This is a genomic window from Thalassotalea profundi (assembly GCF_014653195.1).
GTDB lineage: Bacteria > Pseudomonadota > Gammaproteobacteria > Enterobacterales > Alteromonadaceae > Thalassotalea_B > Thalassotalea_B profundi.
The window spans coordinates 1-26659 of record NZ_BNAH01000006.1 but is presented as its reverse complement, the minus strand read 5'-3'; the positions used below and the strand labels follow the sequence as shown (position 1 = coordinate 26659).

General features: G+C 37.1%; 26 protein-coding genes and 1 tRNA gene. 13 read left to right on the top strand and 14 right to left on the bottom strand.

Annotated features, from left to right (window positions below; translation table 11 throughout):
* Nucleotides 1–4 precede the first annotated feature (4 nt).
* A complete protein-coding gene (locus IE155_RS08675) occupies nucleotides 5–1366 on the bottom strand; it encodes a hypothetical protein (RefSeq protein ID WP_189377859.1) in 1362 nt (453 codons plus the stop codon).
* 445 nt (nucleotides 1367–1811) lie between these two features.
* Here IE155_RS08675 and IE155_RS08670 point away from each other — a divergent pair.
* The 6 genes from IE155_RS08670 (at nucleotide 1812) to IE155_RS08645 (ending at nucleotide 7286) form a co-directional block, all read left to right on the top strand.
* A tRNA-His gene (locus IE155_RS08670) sits at nucleotides 1812–1887 on the top strand.
* A 461-nt stretch (nucleotides 1888–2348) separates the two neighbouring features.
* Nucleotides 2349–3587, top strand: a complete 1239-nt coding sequence (locus IE155_RS08665; protein ID WP_189377858.1) for an NAD(P)-binding domain-containing protein — start codon at nucleotides 2349–2351, stop codon at nucleotides 3585–3587.
* 13 nt (nucleotides 3588–3600) lie between these two features.
* Nucleotides 3601–4785, top strand: coding sequence for an MFS transporter (locus IE155_RS08660; RefSeq protein WP_189377857.1), 1185 nt, complete (start codon nucleotides 3601–3603; stop codon nucleotides 4783–4785).
* 167 nt (nucleotides 4786–4952) lie between these two features.
* Nucleotides 4953–5258, top strand: coding sequence for a PadR family transcriptional regulator (locus tag IE155_RS08655; protein WP_189377856.1), 306 nt, complete (start codon nucleotides 4953–4955; stop codon nucleotides 5256–5258).
* A gap of 139 nt (nucleotides 5259–5397) precedes the next feature.
* Nucleotides 5398–6660, top strand: a complete 1263-nt coding sequence (locus IE155_RS08650; RefSeq protein ID WP_189377855.1) for a GGDEF domain-containing response regulator — start codon at nucleotides 5398–5400, stop codon at nucleotides 6658–6660.
* A gap of 137 nt (nucleotides 6661–6797) precedes the next feature.
* The gene (locus tag IE155_RS08645; RefSeq protein WP_189377854.1) at nucleotides 6798–7286 is read left to right on the top strand and encodes a MarR family winged helix-turn-helix transcriptional regulator; all 489 of its coding nucleotides are present in this window, start codon (nucleotides 6798–6800) and stop codon (nucleotides 7284–7286) included.
* Between the two features lie 35 nt (nucleotides 7287–7321).
* On the opposite strand, the gene glnD is transcribed toward IE155_RS08645, so the two are convergent.
* The 7 genes from glnD to IE155_RS08610 form a co-directional block, all read right to left on the bottom strand.
* On the bottom strand, nucleotides 7322–9898 hold the full coding sequence (gene glnD / locus IE155_RS08640) for a [protein-PII] uridylyltransferase (RefSeq protein ID WP_189377853.1): 2577 nt from the start codon (nucleotides 9896–9898) through the stop codon (nucleotides 7322–7324).
* 377 nt (nucleotides 9899–10275) lie between these two features.
* Entirely contained in the window at nucleotides 10276–10752 is a 477-nt protein-coding gene (locus tag IE155_RS08635; protein ID WP_189377852.1) for a hypothetical protein, read from the bottom strand.
* A complete protein-coding gene (locus tag IE155_RS08630) occupies nucleotides 10745–11050 on the bottom strand; it encodes an EF-hand domain-containing protein (protein WP_189377851.1) in 306 nt (101 codons plus the stop codon). The genes IE155_RS08635 and IE155_RS08630 overlap by 8 nt, the downstream gene beginning before the upstream one ends.
* A 130-nt stretch (nucleotides 11051–11180) precedes the next feature.
* Nucleotides 11181–11846, bottom strand: a complete 666-nt coding sequence (locus IE155_RS08625; RefSeq protein WP_189377850.1) for a response regulator — start codon at nucleotides 11844–11846, stop codon at nucleotides 11181–11183.
* A 77-nt stretch (nucleotides 11847–11923) separates the two neighbouring features.
* On the bottom strand, nucleotides 11924–13393 hold the full coding sequence (locus tag IE155_RS08620) for an ATP-binding protein (RefSeq protein WP_189377849.1): 1470 nt from the start codon (nucleotides 13391–13393) through the stop codon (nucleotides 11924–11926).
* A 194-nt stretch (nucleotides 13394–13587) separates the two neighbouring features.
* Nucleotides 13588–14130 carry a manganese efflux pump MntP gene (locus tag IE155_RS08615; protein WP_229817163.1) on the bottom strand — a complete coding sequence of 181 codons (543 nt, stop codon included), beginning with the start codon at nucleotides 14128–14130 and terminating at the stop codon, nucleotides 13588–13590.
* A gap of 11 nt (nucleotides 14131–14141) precedes the next feature.
* Nucleotides 14142–14417, bottom strand: coding sequence for a metal/formaldehyde-sensitive transcriptional repressor (locus IE155_RS08610; protein ID WP_189377848.1), 276 nt, complete (start codon nucleotides 14415–14417; stop codon nucleotides 14142–14144).
* Between the two features lie 101 nt (nucleotides 14418–14518).
* Between IE155_RS08610 and dmeF the strand changes: the two genes are divergently transcribed.
* Nucleotides 14519–15448 carry a CDF family Co(II)/Ni(II) efflux transporter DmeF gene (dmeF, locus tag IE155_RS08605; protein WP_189377847.1) on the top strand — a complete coding sequence of 310 codons (930 nt, stop codon included), beginning with the start codon at nucleotides 14519–14521 and terminating at the stop codon, nucleotides 15446–15448.
* Nucleotides 15449–15520: 72 nt separating this feature from the next.
* On the opposite strand, the gene fghA is transcribed toward dmeF, so the two are convergent.
* Together fghA and IE155_RS08595 are read right to left on the bottom strand one after the other, a co-directional pair.
* A complete protein-coding gene (gene fghA / locus IE155_RS08600) occupies nucleotides 15521–16357 on the bottom strand; it encodes an S-formylglutathione hydrolase (RefSeq protein ID WP_189377846.1) in 837 nt (278 codons plus the stop codon).
* Nucleotides 16358–16443: 86 nt separating this feature from the next.
* A complete protein-coding gene (locus tag IE155_RS08595; protein WP_308433824.1) occupies nucleotides 16444–17574 on the bottom strand; it encodes an S-(hydroxymethyl)glutathione dehydrogenase/class III alcohol dehydrogenase in 1131 nt (376 codons plus the stop codon).
* A 130-nt stretch (nucleotides 17575–17704) separates the two neighbouring features.
* Between IE155_RS08595 and IE155_RS08590 the strand changes: the two genes are divergently transcribed.
* From IE155_RS08590 to IE155_RS08565, 6 genes are all read left to right on the top strand, one after another.
* Nucleotides 17705–18592: a LysR family transcriptional regulator gene (locus tag IE155_RS08590; protein WP_189377845.1), complete on the top strand. Its 888-nt coding sequence runs from the start codon at nucleotides 17705–17707 to the stop codon at nucleotides 18590–18592.
* A gap of 93 nt (nucleotides 18593–18685) precedes the next feature.
* Nucleotides 18686–19549, top strand: a complete 864-nt coding sequence (gene yghU, locus IE155_RS08585) for a glutathione-dependent disulfide-bond oxidoreductase (RefSeq protein ID WP_189377844.1) — start codon at nucleotides 18686–18688, stop codon at nucleotides 19547–19549.
* 18 nt (nucleotides 19550–19567) lie between these two features.
* Nucleotides 19568–20158, top strand: coding sequence for a DUF1294 domain-containing protein (locus tag IE155_RS08580; protein WP_189377843.1), 591 nt, complete (start codon nucleotides 19568–19570; stop codon nucleotides 20156–20158).
* A gap of 167 nt (nucleotides 20159–20325) precedes the next feature.
* On the top strand, nucleotides 20326–21915 hold the full coding sequence (locus IE155_RS08575) for an MFS transporter (RefSeq protein ID WP_189377842.1): 1590 nt from the start codon (nucleotides 20326–20328) through the stop codon (nucleotides 21913–21915).
* An 81-nt stretch (nucleotides 21916–21996) separates the two neighbouring features.
* The gene (locus IE155_RS08570; RefSeq protein WP_189377841.1) at nucleotides 21997–22365 is read left to right on the top strand and encodes a hypothetical protein; all 369 of its coding nucleotides are present in this window, start codon (nucleotides 21997–21999) and stop codon (nucleotides 22363–22365) included.
* A 137-nt stretch (nucleotides 22366–22502) separates the two neighbouring features.
* Complete coding sequence (locus tag IE155_RS08565; protein WP_189377840.1) at nucleotides 22503–24539, top strand: TonB-dependent receptor plug domain-containing protein; 2037 nt, start codon at nucleotides 22503–22505, stop codon at nucleotides 24537–24539.
* Nucleotides 24540–24726: 187 nt separating this feature from the next.
* Here the strand turns inward: IE155_RS08565 and IE155_RS08560 are convergent, their stop codons facing one another.
* From IE155_RS08560 to IE155_RS08545, 4 genes are all read right to left on the bottom strand, one after another.
* On the bottom strand, nucleotides 24727–25026 hold the full coding sequence (locus IE155_RS08560; RefSeq protein ID WP_189377839.1) for a hypothetical protein: 300 nt from the start codon (nucleotides 25024–25026) through the stop codon (nucleotides 24727–24729).
* Nucleotides 25027–25088: 62 nt separating this feature from the next.
* Entirely contained in the window at nucleotides 25089–25349 is a 261-nt protein-coding gene (locus IE155_RS08555; RefSeq protein ID WP_189377838.1) for a Txe/YoeB family addiction module toxin, read from the bottom strand.
* Nucleotides 25342–25596 carry a type II toxin-antitoxin system Phd/YefM family antitoxin gene (locus IE155_RS08550; protein ID WP_189377837.1) on the bottom strand — a complete coding sequence of 85 codons (255 nt, stop codon included), beginning with the start codon at nucleotides 25594–25596 and terminating at the stop codon, nucleotides 25342–25344. The genes IE155_RS08555 and IE155_RS08550 overlap by 8 nt, the downstream gene beginning before the upstream one ends.
* A gap of 158 nt (nucleotides 25597–25754) precedes the next feature.
* Nucleotides 25755–26531, bottom strand: coding sequence for an alpha/beta family hydrolase (locus tag IE155_RS08545; RefSeq protein ID WP_189377836.1), 777 nt, complete (start codon nucleotides 26529–26531; stop codon nucleotides 25755–25757).
* Nucleotides 26532–26659: the final 128 nt, after the last annotated feature.

Sequence of the window (26659 nt, the reverse complement as noted above, 5' to 3'; positions counted from 1 at the left end):
GTGGCTAATTAAAATCATCTGACCACAAATAGGCTGATCGTTCACCCGACCTTGCGCGATAGGTTGTTTCATTTAATGTATTGATTTTGATAAAACGAGGATTGTAAGAAATTCGCGAAACTAAAAACATTTCATTAACCCGACGGTATAATTCTTCTTTGGCTTGTATCAATTCTATTGCTGAATCAATATAGTTTCGAAGGCGAACATTAACCGCAGCAATATCTAATGGTTTTTTCATTGCTAGATAACTCTCAATGCGACGCATCTTTTCATTAGCGCGCATCAGGCGATATTGTTGTTTCGTTGTACGTTCTAGTTGTTCTTGTAATGATTGATAAGCTGCTTGAGTACGAACTTTGATTTCCCACAATTCATGATTTAGGTCATTTTCTAGTTGGTTTAATTTTGATTCCGTTTGATTACCTGAACGACCAAATACAATAGGAATCTGAAAGCGCATCCCAGCAACTAGTTCGTCTTGACCCGTTCTGGCAATATCATACTCTTTACGGACAAATAGTCTGAAGCGAGAACCATTAAGAAATGATTCGTTATATTGCGATTCATCTTGTAATTGTAAACTTTTCAACTGTCTAATTTGTAAATATTCTTTGTTATCTTCAATCGCTTTCATTAAAGCATTAAGGTCAACATTAATTACAGGGGGATTGACTAGAGTGTCTGGGTTTTTATATTCGAATGGGGAATTATGTAACCGTTCTAAATTTTGTCTTGCCAGAATTATATCTTCTTCAGAAATTAGTAACTCATCTAAATAGCTTTCCCCAGAGAAATAAGCTTTATTTTCAACTTGATAGATTGCTTCCATAAATTCTAACTTTAACAAGTTGAGATAAGCTTCCATGCCTTCAAAATGAGTGCCTATCCGATAGCGACGGCACTGGTAATCTAATGTTTGTTTTTTTACTTTCCCTGACAAGGTTTGAATGGCTGCTTGGCGTTTTAAATCTGTTGCCTTGTATTGATTTTCACGTAAGCCATTTCGTAAAACGTCCCACGACAGTTCCATATAAGTACTACCGTCATCATCATTTATACTATGTTCAATATTTTGAGAAGTGTAACCTGCACGAAATTCAAGGCCATAGGTGTTATCTAATGCTGATGCTTGAGCCTCTAAGGCAGCCACTTCATAACGGTTTGTCCAATCAATGTTACATTTCGAGGAGAGAATTTGAGAAACATCGCTAATTTGATAATTATCTTGCAACTTCTTTTTAGTGGACTGATAGGTGTTTTGTGCATTTTCCCATAAAATTTCATCTATTGATGCTGCTTTTATATTAAATGAGTGTGTTATGAGTACAATAACAAAAATGTAGTAACGCAAACAATGTGACAAACCGACCACCTAATAACAAATTCCATTCGTAATCTATACTAATTATAAATTAAAAGCAGGTAAAGATATTTTCAGGTAATTGAGAGTATTATATTTTTATCTTATTTTAAAAGCGTAACTACTAATACAAATATGTATTAACGTTTTATAAAATTTATAAAAAACACTTCCTGACCAGCACCCAAATCGTAGCGCATTATTTGATATGAATACGGGAGTCATAGAGAAGTAGAGAAAAACTTAAAGCTATTGGGTTTTAATGGCATTATGGCAATAGCAACGTTAGAGGTGAGGTTAATCTGGACATATATTATGTAGCAAGTTGCAGCTTCGTTATGCAAACACTGAAAAAAGAATGAATAACCAAAATTTTTCTTGTCAATCACCGCATAAATGCAATATACTCCCCGCGCCTTACTAGAAGGCGCTTCAAGTATACTCAGTGGTGGCTATAGCTCAGTTGGTAGAGCCCCGGATTGTGATTCCGGTTGTCGTGGGTTCAAGTCCCATTAGCCACCCCATTTATTAAGCTAATTTCTTTAATTAACCGTTGATTATGTAGCCCCGACACGAAATCACCAGTGATTCCGTTAATCTAGGTTCGCGTGGGTTCAAGTCCCATTAGCCACCCCATTTATTAAGCTAATTTCTTTAATTAACCGTTGATTATGCAGCCCCGACACGAAATCACCAGTGATTCCGTTAATTTAGGTTCGCGTGGGTTCAAGTCCTTTTAGTCTTCTTTTTAACTTCATTTTTGTGTAACCATCACAAGCACTTACAGTCGTTTTTACCGTTAATTCATTGTTGTCTAGAGTCATTTGAGGATATTTATTTTAATATAATGATGTTTGATATATATTGATGTTTGACATATTGTAATTGTTAAATATTGCCATTGTTCTACTTTTGCTGTGGATAATGGGTTTTAACTTTTTATTGTTATTTGCAATTTTATGAAAACTTTTATGTAGGATTTATTATGAATTTATTACCTGTTGTCATTATTGGTGCGGGGCCAATTGGACTTGCAATGGCCGCTAAACTAGCCGTTAGGAATATCCCTTTTTCATTATTTGAAAAAGGGCAAACAGCCGGTTCATCTATTAAGGAATGGGGGCATGTTAACGTTTTTACTCCATGGGAAATGAATGTAGATGAAGATGCTAAGACATTGCTCCTTGAATGCGGTTGGACTCCACCTAAAAATGATGAAATTGCATGTGGTAAGAAAATTTATGAAAACTATTTACTACCTCTATCACAGGTTCCTGCTATTAAGGCTAACTTGCATACGCAGGCTGAGATAGTACAAGTGGTGAGGCATAATTTAGATAAAACAAGTATTGAGTTACGTAAAAATACACCATTTAAGGTGACTTTCAAAGATACTCAATCAGATCAGAATAACACGCTACTGGCTCGTGCAGTAATTGATGCTAGTGGTGTTTGGAATAGCCCTAATCCCATAGGCGTTGATGGCTTTCATGTCCCTGGTGAACAAGAAAATGCGTCTTATATCTCTTATGGAATTCCTGATATCTCGGGGAAAGATAAGACAAAATATGTTGGTAAAAAAGTACTCGTGGTGGGTAGTGGGCATTCCGCTATGGCGTCTTTGTTTGCGTTAGATAATTTACATGAAAATGATCCTAGCACAGAAGTAATATGGGCGATGCGACGTGGTAAAATACTGAATAATTTAAGCGATAAAAATACCGATGCTATTAAAGCTCGTGGTGAATTAAATTCAGCCCTACCAAACCTAATCTCGAAAGAACACATAAGCGTATTAGCTCCTTCTCGAATAAGTGCTATTAAAAAAGTGACTAATGGCTTGGACGTTGAAATTAACGTTAATGGCGAAACTATGAATGTTAATGTTGATTTTATTATTGTATCTACTGGTTTTAGACCTGAAACAGGATTCATAAGTGAGCTCCAATATCAGTTAGACCCTGTTTGGGAAGCACCACTATACTTAGTCGATTTAATTAACCCGCACCTACATAGTTGTGGCTCAGTACCTAATCATGGTGTTAAGCAGCTTTATCACCCAGAACCTGATTTTTTTATTGTTGGCCATAAAAGTTATGGTAGAGCGCCAACATTTTTGATGAAAACAGGTTATGAACAATTAAATTCTATTGCCAATCATATTGAAAAAGGTGAAGAAATAGAACCTTCAATTAAAACAGAAACTCGTTCGTGTTCTATATAAGCCTAGTTTTCTAATGCACCTAAATAAACAGCCGGCCATTATCTGGTTATTAGCATTTGCGCAAATTTGTACATGGGGAAGTTTATTTTATAGCTTTCCCCAAATAGGCGGGGCAATGGCAAATGAGTTAGGGATTGTAAAAACAGAGTTATACACAGCGTTTAGTATTGCTTTAGTTGTGTATTCTTCTCTAACATATTTTGTCGGCAAATTTATGGATGGAACTCATGGCGTTTATGTTTTCCCGATAGGGGGAGTATTAGCCGTTATTTCCTTAATAGCTTGGTCAATGGTTTCTAATGCAAATGAGCTTTATTTAGTATTCATTTTCATTGGTATTTCTCAATCATTACTCTTGTATGAACCAACATTTGCTTATTTGGTAAGGTTACAATCTAGTGATACAGCTAAAAAATCTATTGCTTTTATCTCAGTTATCGCTGCGCTTTCTGGAAGTGTTTATATACCGTTAGTCGAGGTGTTAATTCAATCTATTGGCTGGAGAAGTGCTTTGTTAACACTCGCTTTGATTATTGCGTTCATTCTAGTTCCAATCTATCTTTACTTAGTCTCTATTGATGCTAAGAAAGCGACACCTATTAAAAAAATGACTACAGTAGGGTTAGATAAGTTTGCTCTTTTAACACATAAAGTTTTTTGGGCGTATGTTATCAGCTTGTCTATGTTTAGCTTAACATTTTCAGCGCTAGCTTCACATTTGTACCCTATTTTATTAGAAAATAATTTAAGTAAAGATAAAGCCGTATTTCTGCTTAGTATTATTGGACCGGCTCAATTAGTAGGTCGCTTATGCTTTCAGAGGTTACACCTTACTCGCCCACTAAGTATTATTGGTCTCTATACCAGTGGCATTATACTCATTGCAATAGCAACATTACTAATGGATATAAAAAGCATTTCGCTACTCATATTAATGTTTATTACGTATGGTAGTTGTGTTGGAATTTTAATTACGATTAAAGGCTTAAGTGCTTTAACTATAACGCATAGCCAATATTACGGCCAAGTTTCTGGTATGATGGCAATACCGATATTGCTTTCACAAGCCCTTGCCCCTTGGTTATTGGCTATGATATGGAATATGCATCAGTCTTACAGCCTACCGATATACTTTTTAATGGCTATTATGGCGATAGCTACGGTTGGATTCCTTTATATTGAAAAAGCATCACATTAGCTATTAGACTATACCTTATTCTCCTCATTAACTGTATGTAGGTGGTCGGTTAAACTACTAACCAAACATATAGGGAACATTAAATGCTAGAAAAAAAATCTAACAGAGCTGTCAAAAGATTAACTCCAGACTATGAAAGCACGGAGTACTGGAATGGTATAATAAAAATGAGCTTGTCGAAGTTTTTTGTTTTATGTGTATTACAAAGAGATGAGCTGCATGGTTATGAAATAGCAAAGCAGGTAGAAACGTGTACTAAAGGTTCATGTTCGCCAACACAAGGCGCCATTTATCCTGTGCTAAAAGAGTTTGAACAAGGAGGTTATCTTACGTCAAGAACAGAACTAGTTAATGGCCGACAAAGAAAACTGTATGCAGTTACAGATAAGGGAAGACGAGCCTTTAGACAAGCAGCCTCAGCATGGCAAGAGGTGGGTGAACGCGTTAAAGAAGTTATAAATGAATCTCCTTAATGACGATGATCTAAATTTAATGGTGAAATAGCCTATGTTAAACGGTATGTTGGCTTTTCTTTTAAAACCAATAAATCTGATGTACAGAATATGTTGTACCTGATATAAAAGTTATATGGACTATGGTTCTAGGAATAAAATGTTGAAAAAACGTTTATTGATAGTAGAAGACAGTAAACCCATCGCTTTGGTTATCGAACATATGGCTAAGTCTGTAGGTTATGATGTCACTATTGCTCATTCTTTGTCTGAAGTTAAAAAGCTACTTGCTAAAGATCATAACTTTTTTGTAGCCACACTCGATTATGGCTTACCTGATGCGTCTGATGGCGAAGTCATCCCTTTCATTATTGAGCATGACATTCCCGCAATTATTATGACGGGTCGAATGGATGATAATACCCATAAAAAGCTATTAAATTTCCCTATTGTTGATTACGTTACAAAAGAAAACTCTCAAGCTTATCATTACCTTATGATGCTTCTTCATGGGCAATTAACAAATCATAAAATTGGCGTTTTAGTCGTTGATGACTCATTAACTGGCCGTAATCATATTCAACAATTGTTATTGCGTCGAAACTTTACTGTATATTGTGTTTCCGATGGCACGAAAGCACTAAAAGCATTAGATGAAAAAGAAGATATAAAACTCGTGATAACCAATCATGAAATGCCAGGTATGGATGGTGTTGAATTAGTGCAGAGAATTAGACGAAAATTTTCAAGAACTGAAATGATTATCATAGGAGTTTCTAATTCAAAAGGTAATTACCAATCGGCTCGCTTTATCAAAAATGGTGCCGATGATTTTTTGAGAGCTCCTTTTTGTCCGGAAGAGTTTTATTGTCGCGTTATCCAAAACATTGAAAAATTACAATATATAGAAGAGATTGAATCTGCTGTTAATAGTGATTATTTAACGTCAATTTCAAATCGTCGTTATTTTGTAGAACGTGTAAGTAAGCAATTAAACAATTTAGAAATATCTGATTTAATAAAAGTGTTAGCAGTAGTTCATATTGATGATTTTAAAAGCATAAATGATAAACACAAACATGAAGCAGGCGATGAAGTACTTATTTCATTCGCCTCATTATTATCCGAAAGCTTTTCTGAGGATGATATTGTTGCTCGGTTAAGTGGCGCTGAATTTGCTATTTTTTCCGTAGATGAAAAGTCGAGTGGTATTCTTGAAAAATTGAAAAAGTTGCAAGCTGACTCAGGAAAAAGAAGTGTTAAATTTGGAAATATCAATATTAACTTTACTGTGAGTATTGGTGGATTAGTAACAGATACCGGTGACGGAATTCATGAATCTTTGGCGAAAGCAGTTGAAGTGCTTAATGGGGCAATGAATAAAGGAAAAAGCCAATTATTGATTGAGGGAGCTACGGCCTAAATCTGGCGATTTGATTAAAATTATCCCTTTAAAGTAATAACAACGCTCATATAAAATGAAAGGGGTAATTAAAAGTTACAAGCTATCACACAAATGTTATTCTAAAACTAAGAATTTAAATCATTTAGTTATGTCTCATGGAAAAATACGAAGAGCTACTTGTTTCTATTCGCAAGGTTATTCGAGCGATAGATCTACACTCTAAACAACTTAATAAGTCTTCAGGGTTAACAGGACCTCAATTATTGATAATGAAAGAAATTTCACAAGTTTCAGGTGTTACGGCGAGTATTATCGCTAAAAATATTAATTTAAGTGCCGCTACGGTAACAAATATCTTAGATCGATTAGAAAAACGAGATCTGATAAAAAGAGTGAGAAGTTTAACCGACAAAAGACGTGTAGAGTTGTTTTTATCTGAAGCAGGAGAAGTATGTTTAGTCGGGTCACCACAACCTCTACAAGAACATTTTATCGATAAGTTTTGTTCATTAGAAAGCTGGGAACAATCGTTACTTTTATCGTCAATGCAACGCATCGCTACTATGATGGACGCGAATGAAATAGATGCTTCACCAGTGTTAGAAATTGCTTCAATGGATAACAGTATTGTAGATAAAGCTTAACATTATGGCATGTTCAATGCTTTAATTAACACGGCTTATAAAATTTCTTTTTCCAATAATTCTACCAGTTTTTGATGCTCGATTACTTGTTGTTCTGCATCAGTATCTGCGTGAGAAACCAAAAATACATTCTCAGTTGTTTCACCTAATGTACTAATTTTTGCTGAATGGATAAAAAAGTTATGTTTGGCAAGTATTTGGCAAATCTGCTCAATATAACTTGGATCATCTAACGTGTTAACTTTAAGCAAAGCTTTATTCTTTCTTGTTGTTTTAAGCAACTCAATGTGTGGTGTATGCTCAAAATTCCTCACCGATAATGGTGTACTTAACGTTGAAGGAGTAAATTCATTCTCTACCGTTTGTTCAATACGCTTAATGACTGATTTTAATCGATATTCATCATCAATTGCTTCATCATCATGATCGAGCAATCTAAAAATTTCTAATGCGTAGTTATTCTTTGTGCGCATTATTTGTGCATCTTTGACTCTCAGTTTAGAGCTTGAAAAAGTTTTAAATAAATCGAGGAAAAGTTTAGGCCTATCTAGTGTGTATACTACTAGTGAGGTGATGTTTTGCTCACTGTTTTCGATCGCAAAAACGCTTTGTTCTGTTGGCTGTTGGGCGATAGTCTCGGTAATACTTACAATGTCATGGAGTGTATTATGACTAAAAAAGTTATTCGGTAGGACTGACCAAAAAGCGGCTACTTGCTCTTCGTTTATTGCTAATTCATTGAGTAATTTTTTAGCATCTTGTTTATTTTCACGAATAACCTGCCGTGCGGCAAAAATATTTTCTAATCCTTGGCTCAAAGCATCACGAATAAACATATACATTTGATTTAATTGATATTCGTGCCAGTCATTAAAGTAATTCTCGTTGGTTGCCATCATATCGGCCATGGTTAAAATATATAAGGCGTTTAACTTTTCTTGAGAACCAATAAGCTGTGCAAGCCGCTTAATTTCCTCTGGTTCATTTATGTTTTGAGTTTGTATTGCTGAAATAAGCAAATCTTGATTGGCAATTAACCAGTGAATCCTATTTTTAGTTGAGCTTTTTAACTGGTGTAAGTCGGCAATTTCTTTAGCCTGCATAGCGCTTAATTTATTCTTATCAATGGCTTGCTTACCTGATAAATGATGGAATAATGCGGCAAATTTGAGTGCTAATTCATCTTTAATACTTCGACAAACTGAATAAGCTAAACTTGTTTTGTCCTTCCTTCGCTTAAATGAGTCAATAATTTGTAGTGTTTTAAAAGAATGTTCATCAACGGTATACGCATTATGCATATCAAATTGCATTTGACCTTCAATTAAACGCCACTGCGGAAAATATGACGCTAAAATACTATAACGATGCATAAGCGCTAAGGCTTTTTGTGTGCCAGTAGGGTGCGTAAGAATGGCTAGAAACTCTTCTCTACACCCTTGGTAATCTTGTAATTCCCCTAATAATCCGCGGCGAGTTTGTCGAAGTAGTCTTAATGTTTGTGGTGCAATGCCATCAATATTTTTATTATCAGCAATTAATTTAAATAAGCGAATAACTTGTTGTTTATTAATAAATACATGTTCAAATTGCGCTTCAATAAGATTATTTCTCACCATAAAGTATTCGTCTATTATGGTATCTTTTGCTTTAGCCCTTTCGTTTAGGGTGTCTAATTTGAAAGAATCGCTGATCATTTGATTTAACTCACGCACACGTGTCATTGCTCGGTAAAGTTGTTTCATCATACGTTCAATGGCGGTTTGGCTATTGTCGCCACTGCCAAAATGCATAAACTCAGCGACATCTGCTTGATGTTCAAATAATAAAGACTCTTGGGCGCTATCTGTGACTGAATGTAACGCCCAGCGGACACGACAAATAAAGTCGTAAGATTCATTGAGTTCGGCAAGCTCATCGCGTTGTAAAAAGCCCGTACTGCGAAGTGCATGAGCATTTTCGACAGAAAAATGTTTTTGAGCAATCCACATAATTGTATGCGCATCACGCAAACCACCAGGATTGTTTTTTAAATTAGGCTCTAAGTATAACGATGTGTCTTGTGCTTTTTCGTGACGGGCTGTTTGTTCGGCAATTTTTGCTTGATAGAAAGATTGACTAGTCCATAACTTATTTTGATATAAATTGTCCCTGATAGTTTCACTATGAAGATCTGAACCAATTAACTTACGAATATCGAGCAGGTTAGTCGCAATTGTAATATCGTTTTTAGCGGCTTGAACCGATTCTTTTATTGAACGAACTGAATGGCCTATATCGACGCCAAAATCCCAAAGTTTTGTCAGAAATAAAGAGAGGTTTTCTTGTTGATTTGCTGATAGTTTGCCATCGTAGATAATCGCTAAATCAATATCAGAATATGGGTGTAACGCTTGGCGTCCATAACCACCAACGGCATTTAAGGAAATGTTATTCTCGTTAAGTTGGTACTGTTGCCAAAGGTTAGTAAGTAATTGATCGAAGTGTTTGGCACGTTCGTGCATTAGCATTTGTATAGAATGAGTTAAAAAACATTCATTTAGTTGTTCTGATAATGTTTGAATGCTTTCCTTCAGTGCTTCCCTTGACGATAATTCGCTTTCGATATTCACGTTATATTCCGTTTAGCTATTTAAACTATGTGTTTAAATTATCAAGTTGTTCTTTAGTAATAAAGTAACGATGGTAATATCTATTATATAAGTGCATTAAGAACCAAGATTGATGCACTACAGCTGCTGATAAAATAAGTTAATTTTAAATAGACACCTATTAGAATATTAACAAAACTAACTAATTCCAGCAAACTTGTGATTTATACTGTTTGTTTATTATTGTTTCTACGGTTATTTTTACAATTAAAACTAGTTAGACTACAAACTAGTTTTAATTGTAAAAAAGGACGAAGAGTGTTATTAGGAAAAGGTTGGCTGATGATTCTGTCGGTAATTTTATAACAGCTCAACAGCCTTTTAAAACAAGGAATGGGCTATGCGGTCGTATTGATAATCGAATCACCTTCTTCTATGTTAAATTCTTCAAATACCTTGGCTAAAATTGATTCTTTATCTTCTTCACTTAGCTTACCGGTATCACTTGCAGATAAAGTTTCTTCAAGTAGTTCAGTTAAATAATCAACCATAGAACTAATTTCATCTGTACTTTGTTTCGGTGGCGGTGGTGGTCTATTACCTTTTTCAGACACATTAGCTAGGTCACCAAGCGATTTGGCATCAATCCCCAATTCAGACAGCGTTTTTTCTAATGCAGCACTTGGCTTGATACCAGCTTCAGAGAAGGTTTCTATAATAGATACCGCATCGGATTCAGTTAAATTGTCTAAATCAAATTCAGAAAGGGTTTCTGAAATTAATGACTGTTGACTCTGTGTTAATGAATAATTTGACTGGTTTGATGATGGCATTTGTATGCCTGTATTCATTGTATTTTGTATTGTACTAGTCATTTCTTTTCCCTCTAGGCTTTTGTGGACGTGGAGGTTTATGATTGGTGAACTCTTCCTTACTGATCACGCCGTTATTGTCTGTATCAATTAAATCAAAAATAACCTGGGGATCTCCCTGTGGCATTTTTTGAGCTGAAAATTCATCTATATCAATATCAGTATCAGAATTAGTATCAATTGATTCAAAAGTCGGTCTTGGAGGTCGCTCTTCTTGGGTTTCGTTTTTACTTTCTGCGTAACTAGATACAGACAATAAAAGCGCAATAAATATGACTATCTTGCTTGTGTTTATTTTCATCATCATTCCTATCATTAAACTTAATTTGAACTTACAAAAAAGAGTAACAAGTGAATTTGCAAACAATGTGCAAGAATAAAGGAAGTTTCACAATTAGAGCTATTTGATAGCAGGTATCTCGTCTAGTTGCTTACATTACTAGTCGATAACCAGTGCCATATACGGAATGAATCCATTCTTTTCCATCACTAATGAGCATGAGTTTCTTGCGTAATTTTTTTATATGACTATCAATAGTGCGGTTATTGACTATGCGATGATCTGAATACATATTTTGCATAAGTTGCTCGCGGGTAAATATACGTTCGGGCTTTGCAACTAAAGGTTTCAATAATTGAAATTCAACAGAGGTTAATTCAACACTATTTTGTTGAAAGCTTGCTATAAGACGGTGTTCATCGAGTTGTAAACCGTCAGATATTATTTCAACCGATTGTGTACGTCTTAAAACTGTTTTGACTCGTGCAACAACTTCACGTGGGCTAAAAGGCTTGCAAATATAGTCATCAGCCCCAAGTTCAAGGCCAATTAAACGGTCAATTTCTTCAACTTTTGCGGTTACCATTAAAATGGGAATATTTGAAAATTGTCTTAATTGTTTACATATCTCAATACCATTTTTACCTGGTAGCATAATGTCGAGTAAAATCGCATCTGGCTGATTATCTTTCACCCAAGCAAGCACTTCATCACCATGATGAATCATATGTGGAGTATATTCTGCTTGCTTAAAGTAATCAGCTAACAATTGTGCAAGCTTAATTTCGTCTTCTACAATAAGTATTTTATGTGGCATAACTTAAACCTTAGCAAGCAAAATTAATAAATAGTGGGAAGTTATTCTACTAGTCGATCAAATAAATTCGTTGGGGGTCAAGTTGCAGGCAATTGAATAATAATAGCTAATCCCCCTAACGATGATATTTCTGCTTTAATATCCCCTTGGTGTGCCATTACAATGTTGTGACAAATAGATAACCCTAATCCTGAACCGCCCATGCTGCGATTTCTTGAATCATCAACACGATATAAGTATTCAAATAAATGAGGCATATGTTTTTTGTCGACACCATTTCCGTTGTCTTCTAATGTTAATATTGCCATATTATTTGCATTTTTATATGTTAAAGAAAGCTTGAATTCAGTTGCATGTGAATACTTAATACAATTATTTATTATATTTTCAAGCAATTGAAATAATCGGGTTTTATCAATAAAGGTGATGATGTTTTTAGTTGTAATGTCTCGTGTAAGGGTTATTCCAGCATTTGATAAATAACTATCATATTTGTCTAATTCAGAGGTTAGCACCGCAGTAAGGTTTTCATTTTGTTTGCGATAACGCATACCGCCAATATCAGTACTGGTTAGCAGGCTTAAATCATCAATAAGGTGTTGTAAATGCTTAACTTCGTCTGCTGCCGATGCAATATTAGACTTGGTTATCGGTCTAACATCATCAAGCATCGCTTCTAATTCACCTCTTAATATTGCAACAGGTGTTCTAAGTTCATGTGAAATATTCGCCAGCCAACGTTTTCTGGCCTTATCATTCTCTGAGAGCGTTAATGCTAATTCATTGTAGTCTCTACTTAATTCACCTAATTCATCTTTACGTTTTAAATCAATCGACTGTTGATATTCTCCTTGTGTTAATTTGTGCATACCTTTGGCAATCAGCTTTATTGGTTCAACTACATGGCGAGATAACGGAAAGGTTATTAGTGCTACTAGACCCATAGAGAGCATAGCTATGAGCCATAAATAACTCCTTTGTTGTTCTAAAAAATCAACTTCGTAACCTTCGGTTAAATGCTTTCGTTTAGAAACAGCTAAGTAGCCAATGGTTTTAGTATCAATTTTTATTGGAGTTTTACTGTAATCAATAGATTCTATATATCGTCCAGCAACAATATCTCCTTCATTGTTGAGTAATGCGTATAACGCCATATTCTCTTTTGGTGGAGGTGGTATTCTACGAGTTTCATTGCCATGAAGCCGGTTGTTTTTTTCAATTGGTGCGCCAATAGGAGGTCTTTCATGGAAATCATTATATCTTGGCATTGGGTTAATCGGTCTAGGGGAAAACGCGCTACCCTCTAATTGTTTAGAGATTAATTGGTGGAATCCTTGGTGTTTATTTTCCATAACACGCCAGCTATTCTCTTGTTGATATATTTGACTTAATTTCGCAATGGTTGGTGCTAAAGCTTGAATCTCTTTGGAATTGACATAATCCACCATGCCTTTACCTATGCTCCACTGAATCACCAAAATAAGTATGGCAATTAGAAACAAACTAAAACTGAAAAGAATTAAGAACAGTTTGTTTTGTATTTTCATTAAATATTAAGCACCTTAGTAAAATGAGAATTGTTATATAGCATCAACACAAAAGTGGTTTATCATAGTTTAATAGTGTGCAACAAATGTGCAGTTTTCAAATTTAATCCTAGTTATACAGAGAGCTGTTAGGCAATTGATTTAGAGGTGAGTTAACGTCAGTGGTTTGTTGTAGTTAACATATTTTAACGTTACTAAAATATTAATATTTTTATGCCTATAAATATTAATACTAATCCACCAAAGAACTCGGCTTTACTCTCTAACCAAGTGCCACTTATTTTACCTATGTATACGCCGACACCACTAAAAACAAATGTAGTAATACCGATAAGAAAACAAGAAAAATAAGGATCAAAGTCGATTAATGTGAGTGTAAAACCAGCTGCCATAGCATCAATGCTTGTGGCAATTGCAAGGATAAACATTAACTTATGTGTAATTTTGCTAATTGCACGGTTGTCGTGATCACCGAATGACTCATAAATCATTTTACTGCCAATAGCGATTAATAAAACAAAAGCAATCCAAGGGGCGTAATGTTCAACCCAACCCAATATACCCATGCCGCCAGCGTATCCTATTAATGGCATAATGGCTTGAAATAAACCAAAATATATCGCGCTTAATATGGCCACCGACATTACTGGTTGGGTTCGTTTTGCTCCTAAGCTAAGAGATACGGCAAAGGCATCCATACTTAATGCAATAGCGAGAGCAAGTACTTCAAGTAACATTGAAAATCTGCCTATTTTAAATAACTTTTAAGAATTGATATAACTTGTTCTACTTCTTCTAAGCGCTGGTCTTTACTTAAGTCTTCTGCACCTAAGTGTTCACGTAAATGCCCTTCTAATACTTCCTTCATTAAACCATTTACCGCGCCTTTAATTGCAGCTACTTGTTGTAATACGGCCATGCAATCAGGTTCATTTTCCAAGGTATTTTCTAAAGCAATAGACTGACCTTTAATGCGTTTTACGCGATTAAGCAATTTTTTTCTATCTGTTACAGTATGTGCCATAGGTCTACCTTACTTGAAATATAGTATACTAGGGTATAGTATATTTCAAGTTAATAATAGATGCTATTTGAAAGTAGGATCAACCATATTATGGATATTCAATGAAAGATAATAAAAGTATTCAATGGCAACACTCTCATAATTTTGGCGTAGATAATAAACACAATGCCAACAAAGTGAAAAAGGTGTTTTGGCTAACAACCATTGTCATGGTGCTTGAAATATCAGCCGGAATTTGGTCGGGATCAATGGCCTTACTTGCTGACGGTTGGCATATGGGTACTCATTCAGCAGCCTTTTTAATTACCATGTTTACTTATGCTTACGCAAAAAAGCACGCCAATAATCAGGCGTTTAGCTTTGGTACTGGTAAGGTGAATTATTTAGGGGGATTTACCAGTGCAATAGCATTAGGTATTGTCGCTTTATTAATGGTAGTAGAGTCGGTTCACCGAATACTTGAGCCACAACCCATCCTTTTTAACCAAGCAATTGCCGTCACAATAATAGGCTTGGCTGTTAATGTGGTCTCTGTATTCGTGCTCCATGATGATCACCACCATGATCATCATCACAAACATAGTGATAAACATACCCACGACCATCATCATGATCATAATTTGAAAGCGGCTTACTTTCATGTATTAGCAGATACATTAACTTCCTTATTAGCAATTGTGGCTTTGTTAGCAGGTAAGTATTTTGGCCTCATTTGGATGGATGCTTTAGTTGGTATTATTGGCGCAATTGTCATTGCTCGTTGGTCTTATGGCCTAATGAAAGAATCCAGTGAAGTGTTGCTGGATAAATCAGATGATAAATCCGCTTTAAAAACAATAGTTGAGGTGATTAATGCAGAAAAGGGTGTAACAATTCGAGACATTCATTTATGGCGTATTGCCCCAGCACATCAAGCACTTATTTTGTCTTTAGAGATTAAAAATACTGATACGTTAAGCGATTACAAACTGAAAATACAAAAAATATTACCAGAGATTTCGCATATTACTCTTGAGGTTAGCAAGGTTTAGATTATAAAGTTTAGGCGCTTTCATTTAATAGCCCTGCTCTCGAATAATTCAATAGCAGGGCTATATTTTTAACTATGTTAAATGCTGTGCATGAAAACGAATGTGTTCATCAATAAATGAAGCAATAAAGTAATAGCTGTGATCATAACCTTCATGTAAATTTAACACTAAAGGGTAATTACTTACTTTAGCTGCAGCATTTAAAATTTCTGGTTTTAATTGCTCCACGAGGAAACTATCATCTTGACCTTGATCTACCTTAGCCGGTACATATACTGTGGCTTTTTTCATTAGCTCACTTGCGTCATATTGTAGCCAGTTTGATTTGTCTTTACCTAAATAAGTGGTAAATGCCTTTTGTCCCCAACTACAGTTGATTGGGTTACATATAGGGCTAAATGCTGATACCGAGCGATATTGTTCAGGATTTTGCATTGCGATAGTAAGAGCGCCATGCCCCCCCATAGAATGGCCACTAATTGAACGCTTATCTGAAACCGGAAATGTTGCTTCAATTAGTGAGGGTAATTCTTTTACGACATAGTCATACATTTGATAATGCTGCTTCCAAGGCGCTTGAGTGGCATTCACATAAAATCCGGCTCCTTGGCCTAAGTCGTAACCCTCATCATTTGCTACGTCTTCACCTCTAGGGCTTGTGTCAGGAGCGACAATAGCAATGCCTAGCTCGGCGGCTAAGCGTTGTGCTCCTGCTTTTTGCATAAAGTTTTCATCAGTGCATGTGAGCCCTGACAGCCAATAAAGCACAGGGACTTTATGCTCATTCGATGCTTGTGGCGGTATGTATATCGCAAAACGCATGGTGCAATTTAATGTTTTCGAGTGATGACTATACTGCTTATGCCAGCCACCAAAAGATTTATTTATGCTTAAGTTTTCAATGGTCATGATTAACCCTTTAATGCCCGCCTTTGTATAGTTACATACTGGCGGGAAATGTTCGTTAGGTTTAAAAACTATTTCAATACAATAAACTATTTATCAAAATGGATAACGGTGCGAATACTTTCACCTTTATGCATGAGTTCAAAAGAGTCGTTAATGTCTTCAAGTGACATGGTATGCGTAATAAAGTCGCTTAACTTAAATTCACCGGCTAAATAGCGCTCTACATAGTCTGGTAACTCTGTACGACCTTTAACGCCGCCAAAAGCAGTACCACGCCATACTCGTCCGGTGACTAATTGAAAAGGACGGGTTGATATTTCTTGCCCAGCACCGGCAACACCAATAATCACGGATTCACCCCAACCTTTATGGCAGCACTCTAGTGCTGAACGCATTAAATTAACATTACCGACGCATTCAAATGAATAATCAACACCGCCATCGGTTAACTCTACAATTACGTCTTGTATTGGTTTATCGAAATTTTTGGGATTAATGCAGTCAGTAGCCCCTAATTGTTTGGCTAGTTCAAATTTACTTTCATTAATATCAATGGCAATTATACGACTTGCTTTTGCCATGGTTGCACCAATTACCGCTGACAACCCAATACCGCCTAAGCCAAAAATAGCAACGGTTGCGCCTTCTTCTACTTTTGCAGTATTCATTACAGCGCCCATACCTGTAGTAACGCCACAACCCAATAAACACACTTCTTCTAAAGGTGCTTCTTTATTGACTTTCGCTAATGAAATTTCTGGTAATACAGTGTATTCAGAAAATGTAGAGCAGCCCATATAATGAAAAATTGGTTCACCGTCTTTATAAAAACGAGTAGTACCGTCAGGCATTAAACCTTTGCCTTGGGTTTCACGAATTTTTTGACACAAGTTAGTTTTACCTGATAAACAAAACTTACATTCGCCACATTCTGGCGTATAAAGCGGAATAACATGATCTCCTACTTTAACACTGGTTACGCCTTCGCCGACTTGTTCTACAATACCGCCGCCTTCGTGACCTAGAATAGCAGGAAATATTCCTTCAGGATCTTCACCCGATAACGTAAATGCGTCGGTGTGGCAAACGCCTGAAGCAACTATTTTCACTAACACTTCGCCTTTACGCGGTAACATTACATCAACTTCTTCTATAGTTAATGGTTGCTTAGGACCCCAAGCAATAGCGGCTTTTGATTTGATAAATTGATCTGACATATTCGTTCTCACGTTTATTTAGGAGTTGTTATTCAACAAAATCACACTTAGATTGTAGTGTATTATATTTGTTTCTTCAGAGATGATAATATTCATTTTTGGAATTCACTTTTACATATAGGTAACAATAATGCAGTGGGAAGGTATCAGCGAATTTGTAAATGTTGCAGAAACAGAGAGCTTTACCTTAGCTTCAAAGCAAATTGGGATATCAACTGCTCAGGTAAGTCGACAAGTCAGTGCCCTCGAACAGCGCCTTAGTATTAAGCTATTTTACCGTACCACGCGAAAAGTGTCGTTGACTGAGGAAGGGCGTGTCTTTTATCAGCATTGTCGAAGTGTGCTTGATGGCTTAGATGCTGCTGAACGAGCCATTACAAATTTACAGTCAAAGCCTCAAGGAAAAATAAAATTAACTGCACCTGTTACCTATGGCGAACAACAAATATTACCGCTAGTGAATGATTTTATAAAAATTTATCCCGATGTAGAGGTAACCGCCTATTTAAGCAATCAGCAAGTAGATTTAGTAGAACAGGGTTACGATTTAGCTATACGCTTAGGTAAATTAAGTGATTCTACGCTTATGGCTAAAAAGCTAGGGCAACGAACAAACTATCTATGTGCATCGCCAAGCTATTTAGCAACATACGGGTTTCCACATTCATTATCAGAACTTAATAAGCATAGCTGTTTACTGGGCACCCTTGATTATTGGCATTTTATTGTTGAAGGAAAAGAAAAGCAGATCAAAGTAAATGGTAAACTTCGTTACAACAGTGGTTTTGCATTAGTTGATGCCGCACTTAAAGGTTTGGGTATAGTCCAACTTCCAGATTATTACGTTAGAGAGCATGTGCAAAGTGGTAAGTTAGTCACATTATTGGATAATGTTAGAGAGGCAGATGAAGGTATTTGGGCTGTTTATCCACAAAATCGACACTTATCGCCCAAAATAAGGCTGTTAGTTGACTACTTAGCTAAACATTTATTAAAGCAAAATAAAGTTAATAATTAATTGAGTATCGGATGAGGGCTTTTATTGTCAGTGATAACTAAATACACTGATGCCATTGAGTGGTTTATCTAATATGTTGCGATAGGAAAGAATATGACAAATAAATATACCCCGCCTAAAGTATGGGTTAATGACACCAACGGCGGTAATAAATGGGCGAATATTAATAGTCCTGAAGCCGGCGCAAGATTCGACAAAGCGTTACCAACAGGTCAACATGCTTTGCAGTTGTATTCTCTGGCTACACCTAATGGTCAAAAAGTCACAATTATGCTTGAAGAGTTACTGGCTTTAGGTATTAAAGCAGCGGAATATGATGCTTTTCTTATTAATATAGGTGAGTCAGATCAGTTTTCTTCTGGTTTTGTTAGTGTAAATCCAAATTCTAAAATTCCGGCTTTAATTGATAAATCAGGTGATGAGCATGTCAATGTATTCGAGTCTGCTTCTATTTTAGTACATTTAGCCGAGAAGTTTGGGCAATTTTTACCTAAAGAAGGGGCTGCGCGAACACAAACATTGAATTGGTTATTTTGGGCTCAAGGCTCTGCACCATTCTTAGGTGGTGGCTTTGGACATTTTTATGCTTATGCCGATGAAAAACAAGAATATCCTATTAATCGTTTTGCTATGGAAGCCAAACGTCAGTTAGATGTGTTAGATAAACAATTAGCACAAAACACCTATGTCGCTGGTGAAAACTACAGTATTGCTGATATGGCTATTTGGCCTTGGTACGGCAATTTAGTACTTGGTGAGCTATACGATGCTGCAGAGTTTTTACAAGTAAAAAGTTATACCAACGTTGTTCGTTGGGCTAAATTGTTGGCGGCAAGAGAGGCTATTGTAAGAGGACGCATTGTTAATCGTTCTTGGGGAGAAATATGGGAACAAGTACCCGAACGACACAGTGTTGACGATATTAATAAAGTATTAGCGCTCAAGCCAAAAAAATAACTACATATTAGGTAATATATGCGATTGAAAGGGAAGTTGATTAAATGGGATAACGATAAAGCATTTGGCTTTATCGCCCCGAATGGTGGTGGGGAGCATGTTTTTATTCATAAGAATGCGTTTTCAAACCGAAACCGTACACCAAACATTAATGATATTATTACCTTCTCAATAACGAAAGATAAGCAAGGACGATATTGTGCTGATTTAGCCACCTATTCGGGTGAAAAGCTAAAAATAAGGCAGGCTAAAAATATTAATCAGTTTTCAATTTATCTCTCAATCATATTTTTAAGCGGATTAGTCTTTGCTCTTCTCTTTAATATCATTTCTTCGACAGTCGTCTTTTATTATTTCGGTTGTAGTATGTTTACCTATATCATTTATGCCGTTGATAAAGCTAAAGCCCAGCGTGGAGAGTGGCGTACATCTGAAAGTGCATTGCATACTTTAGCGTTAATAGGTGGTTGGCCTGGTGCGGCTGTCGCTCAACAAACTCTTCGACATAAATCACAAAAAAAAGCCTTTAGAAGTGTTTTTTGGCTTACTGTAATCATTAATTGTGGGGTATTAAGCTGGTTATTGTCTGTTAACGGCCCGACACTTTGAGTGATAAAGTTAAAGCGTTGGTTTACCTTAACAAGGCTGAAGTTGCATTTGAGGATATCCTCTTAATTTAAACACTAGTGCTAATTAACCTGTATTGATAGAATCCATTCAATTTAATAACATCAAACCTATCATCTAGGCTTATTTGACTATTGCAGGTAATAGCTGTGCGCACTAAAGAGTACTTATTTCATCACCCTATTGCCTTTTGGTTTGGCTGTATTTTAATTACTTTTGGCGTGCTATCTCATCTTCCTATGTTTGTGCATGCTTCGCATATGAACTTTCACATGGCAGGTATGCCAATGGATAACACCATGTTAATTGGCATGGCGATGATCCCTTTTGGCTTGGCATTTTCTTGCTATGGCTTAATGCCACGATTAGCCACCTTACGAGTCAATAATAATACTGAAGTTATACAATTTCATGTGGCTGATAATAGCCCACTAAATAAAGAACATATTAAATTAGTCATAGCATTATTAATTGCTGTCATCGTTGACGTAATGAAGCCTGCCACTTTGGGTTTTGTTATGCCTGGTATGACCCATGAATATAAAATTAGTAGTGAAGCCGTAGGTACTGTTGCGTTAATTGCTTTAACGGGAACGGCAATTGGCTCTGTTTTATGGGGGCGAATGGCTGATGTATTAGGGCGAAGAGCCAGTATTTTGTTGTCAGCATTGATGTTTATTGGTACTGCTATTTGCGGTGCTATGCCGAGCTTTCAGTGGAATTTAATTATGTGTTTCTTAATGGGCCTTTCTGCTGGCGGTTTACTACCTATTACTTTTACCTTAATGGCAGAAATGATCCCAGCTCATCACAGAGGCTGGTTACTTGTGGCATTAGGGGGTATTGGCACATCAGTAGGTTACTTAGTTGCATCTGGTGCAGCAGCCATACTTGAACCACTGTTTAGTTGGCGTGCATTGTGGCTGTTAGGGCTACCTACAGGGCTACTTGTTATAATGTTAAATAAATATATCCCCGAATCACCTCGTTTTTTAGCTAATGCTGGCTTAATTAAGCAAGCAAAAGCAGTATTACATAAATACAATGGCGAACTAGATGAGCCAACGCAAACACCATCTGAAAATCATTTAGAAATTGAAAAAACAAGTTTCTATGAAATTATGCGCAAACCATATGGAATGATCACACTAGCGTTGATCGGTACCGGAACCGCTTGGGGATTGGTTAATTTTGGGTTTCTGTTATGGCTTCCTACTAATCTGCGTGATATGGGAATGAGTGCTGATACAACGAATGGTTTATTAGCACAATCAGGACTCTTTGCTTTGCCGGGAATCTTTGCCGTTATTTGGCTCTACCATAGTTGGAGTAGTATCAAAACATTAGTACTATTTGTAATGCTAACCTCATTAAGCCTTATTTGCTTTGTGCTTAGTGATTTTCTTGGTCAAATTAATAATACTATGATCATTTTATCAACTGTCCTTTTATTAATCAGTAGCAGTGGTGTTATTGCAATGCTTATTCCTTATGCGGCAGAAATTTACCCAGTACAGCATCGCGGTATTGGTGCTGGCCTTATTGCTGCTAGTTCAAAGGTTGGGGGAATAATTGGCGCATTGTTAGGAGTTGCAGGTTTTTTCGAACAAATAGGCTTGTCAGCCTTTATACTTGCTATCCCTCTAAGCCTTTGTGCTTACATATTATTGAAAAATGGTATTGATACTAGAGGCCGACGTTTAGAAGAAATTCACGGAGACTTAATTAATCGTATTTGAAAATAATTGGCATAATTATTTTTGGTTCACATATCTATAGGAAGCATTTAGAATATAGCTGTATTCTATTCAGAGGTGTTAATGTTTAAAGCAGTTACAAATATATGGATTATAACGGTGATGATTGTTGTCTTTATTGGACAAGCAATGGCCTATAATGCCTCTATACCTTGTGAAACTTCAGACGAAATACATTCCACTTCTATTTATAGTGAGTTAATTATTTATAATGATTCACATATCGGTAACTCTGAAGATTGTTGCGGAATTGAGTGTTGTGATATTGGTTGCAGTTGTGTGGCTAATGCATGTACAAGCATCGTATTTATCAACACAGAAATTGCTACAACAAATTTAAGCGTTCTTAGTGAAAGCATTTACACGCAACTGTCTGAACAACCCAAAACTATTGATACGCCGCACTATCGCCCCCCCATTTTTATTTCGTAAAACGTAATACCAACTCGGCTAAATTGATTTATTAATCAATAGGCTATAAGGGCTTGGTATGTATATTAAAAAATTTAGTTTAAAGCTGGTCAGCACGTTTGTGCTGAAAATAATACCAAGCATTACTCGGGGTAAAAATGTTTAAAAAGTCATTAAAAATGGCAGTAGTATTACTGTTAATACCTGCGTTTTCCTACGCAAATAAAAATAACCAAGAACATGTTCATCAAAAAAAACATGAAGAGCATGGTCATCAAAAAGAGCATGGCCATGAAGATGAACATCATGAACATGCTGAAAGCAAAATAGAAAAAATACAAGTAAGAGCTTCTCGTTTAGGCCGTATTGTGACGGAATCGGCGACCCGAACAGAAATTATTAATGGCGAAGAAATTCAAGAAAAAGCATTAATGCGCCCAGGTAATATTTCTATGTTAGTGGCTGAAACTGGCGGCGTTAGAGTACAGACAACGTCACCCGCATTAGGTAGCGCTAATATTCGGTTGCAAGGGCTTTATGGCCGCTATACCCAATTATTAAGTGATGGTTTACCTCTTTATGGCGGACAAACCGCTTCAATAGGCTTATTACAGATCCCACCGACTGATCTAGCAAATGTTGAAATAATTAAGGGTTCAGCGTCCTCTCTTTATGGTGGTTCCGCATTGGGTGGCGTAATTAATTTAATTTCACGGACACCTTCAGATGAATATGAAGGGGAAGTACTAATTAATGCTACGTCTAAAGATGGTCAAGATATTACATCGTATTTTTCATCACCCTTAACTGATGCTTTAAGTGCTTCAGTAACGGCTGGCGTTCATCACCAAGCAAAGCAAGACTTAGACGATGACGGTTGGGTTGATATGGCGGGTTACAAAAGAGGAAGTATTCGTCCGCGCTTATACTGGCAAGGCGATAATGACGCAAACCTTTACGTCACTTTAGGCGCAATGAAAGAACAAAGAGAAGGAGGTACGTTAGATGGAGCTAAAGTGGCAGACGGTACGCACTTTCTACAAACCCAAAATACCCTTAGAACAGATATTGGTTTTATTTATGACCAACCATTAGGCGAGGTCATGAATATAAACGTACGCGGCTCAGCAATGAGGCAAGATCATGAACATGAATTTGGCTCTGTTTTGGAAGAAGATAATCATGCGAGCTATTTAATTGAGTCGAGTGTTTCAGGTTACTCCGATAAAACGGCATGGCTTGTTGGAGCCGCGCTACAGTCAGAAAAGTTTGACTCTGATACCTTTTCTACATTTAACTATTCTCATCAAGTGCCTGGACTATTTTCACAGCTAGATTATGAAGCAAATGATGAAATTTCCATGTCTTTTAGCGCAAGAGCTGACTGGCATAGTGAATACGGTACGCAAGTTAGTCCTCGAATTTCGTTATTATATAGTCCTGAAAATTGGACAGTAAGGGGCGCATATGGGCAAGGTTTCTTCGCACCAAGTCCCTTTATTGAAGATATTGATGAAGCAGGTTTATCCCGCTTAGCACCAATAGAAAACCTTAATGAAGAGAGAGCATCTACTGCTTCTATTGATATTAGTTACGTACTAGGTAATGTAGAAACAAGCATGACACTATTTTCATCAGATATTGATAACGTGACTGAATTAGAAGTGCTAGAAAATATAGATAATACTTCTGGTAAACAAGTACGCATTGTCAATGCCCCAGGAGAAAGTAAGATTAGCGGCGCAGAGTTATTACTACGTTATCGCTGGCAAGATATAAAATTTACCGGTAGTTATTTATATACAGATGCTACGAAAGAAAACGACTTAGGTTTAAGCCGAGTACCTTTAGCCCTGACACCTAAACACTCTGCTGGTCTTGTAGTAATGTGGGAAGAGCACGGCAGTCATTTATTAGGATTTGAAGCCTACTATACCGGCACACAACATCTAGAAAACAACCCTTATCGTGAGAAAAGTGAGGCCTATTGGCACTTAGGGCTTTTAGGTCAAATTACTATTGGGCGGGTAAGCTGGTTTGTTAATGCTGAAAACTTGTTAAATGTGCGACAAACTAAAGTTGACCCATTAACGCTACTTGAACAAGCGCCTAGCGGAAGGTGGACAACTGATATTTGGTCAAGAAATGATGGTTTCACCGTAAATGCTGGCGTACGCTTTACATTTGGAGATTAACTAAACGAAAGGCTTATAGGAATCGCTATATCACGCGATGAATTAAGTTTCTCGCGTGATATGTGGCTAAGCTGACTAGAATTTAGGTTGGGTATACTTAGGCATTTTAGCCTCCTCAGTGTTATGAGGAGGTGTCCACTAAAACGGGGGGAGCTACATTTTTCCGTTTGAGTGCTTTGTTAGCTGATTAATTACTTAGCAGACTTAACCACTCTTTTGGATTAGACAAAATAAATTGATACCTGCTGCCATCAACAAGCGTAATTTGTATCGCGTCTGATGTTACAGGAAAGATACCTCCTCCCTTGCCCAAACACTTTTCTACCTTTGAAACTTCTCTTCGCTTCAGCTCATATGGACCAAGCCCTAATTCCTTATTATAGGGGGCAAAATTAATATTTTTTTCAGTTACAGAAAGCTTTCCGTCAGCTCGTGCAACACCATTTTGAATTGTCGTAACCGAAGATTTTATGATATTTTCCTGCATATTTTCACTCCTTTGGATCCATATTTGAAACTTATACCGATCTAAGTTAGCTGCCGCTAACGCTAATAGTGATAGCGACAGGAAATTATAATTAAATATGAATCCGATACTGCATAAACTAAACGATTAGTTTCATCTATTCGTCTAGACCAAAAACCAGATAAATTCTCTTTTAATGGCTCAGGTTTACCAATACCCTCGAATGGAGAACGCTTGGAGTCATTAATTAGTTTATTTATACGTTTTAAAGTCTTTTTATCTTGGCTTTGCCAGTAGACATAATCACTCCAAGCTTCATCAGTCCATGCAAGTTGTCTAACCATCTATTAAGTCTCTAGACTTTACTTGACCTGAATTATACTGCTCAATTGATTTAGATAAATGAGCAGCATTAGCTGGAGATTTAAGTAAATGAACAGTTTCCATAAGACTATTAAAATGATCCATGGACATTACAACTGCGTCTTCAGAATCTCTCCGAGTTATAACTGTGTAATCTACATCATTTACAACTTGGTCTAGTACCGACTTAAGCCTATTTCGAGCTTCTGTAAAAGATACAATACGCATAAAACACCTCATAGTTGTACAATAAATAAGACAAGTTTAACTGTTCAATGATACATGTGCAAGATCTAAGACAACTCTGAATTTTAAAGGCTGCTAACGCCCATATTCACGTGCCATCGTAGCTGGTCACGTGGAATTGATTGTTACCTGTCGATCCATTAAGTTTTGCTCCTATCAACCGATTGGATAAGGTCAACAACCGCTTGCGTCATGATTCTTCGCTGATCAGCGGCTGATATTTGAGCCCGCCGATCTATTGGTTGAAAACCGTACCAGCCGAACTGCGAGTGATTACCGCCTTGTACCCAGACCCAACGCGTTTTATCTGGAAGGAGAATAGCATTTTTCACGACCTTCTCAGGCGTCGCGAGTCCATCGCGAGTACCGACGATCTTAGTGACGGGTATCTGTAGCCTGCTGAGGTCTACATCCCTGGGATGAGATGTGCCGATGAGTACCACTCCGGCATATTCCGACGACTGTGCTGATAACCTTGACGCCACCACTGCGCCCCGCGAGTGACCACCGACGACGACCGAATGGGTTTCGGTTATCGATGTCAACGCCGCCGCAATCCGCATCCGCAACTCAGGTGACTCAGCGCCACCGAACGCGCCGCGGTATGGAAGCTCTACAAGCAACACATGATACCCTGCCACTGCTACAGAACGGGCGAGAGGAGCGTAAGATTTGGGGTCTACCAGTGCTCCGGGGAAGAAGACAAGCGTTGCCAATTTCGAACTCCTCGTGGGGCGATACTGCCAGATGCCTTCATCATAAGTGACAGAAACGGCATCATCTGTGACAGTAGCAGCTAGAGCCTCAGAATCTGCGCGATACGCAATTAGCGACCAGACAACGAATACGGACGTCGCAGTAAGACCCACCGTTATCCAAACACGTCGAACAACTGGCCAATATTTACGGATTCTCATTGAAGATCCCTTATGCTCGTGTTCTACGAGCAGCTAACGCCACAATAAACGACTTGTATGGATAATAACACCCACATCCATGTTCTTTTTTAAAACCAGTTTAGGTAAAGTGAGGCCCAAGCTTTGGC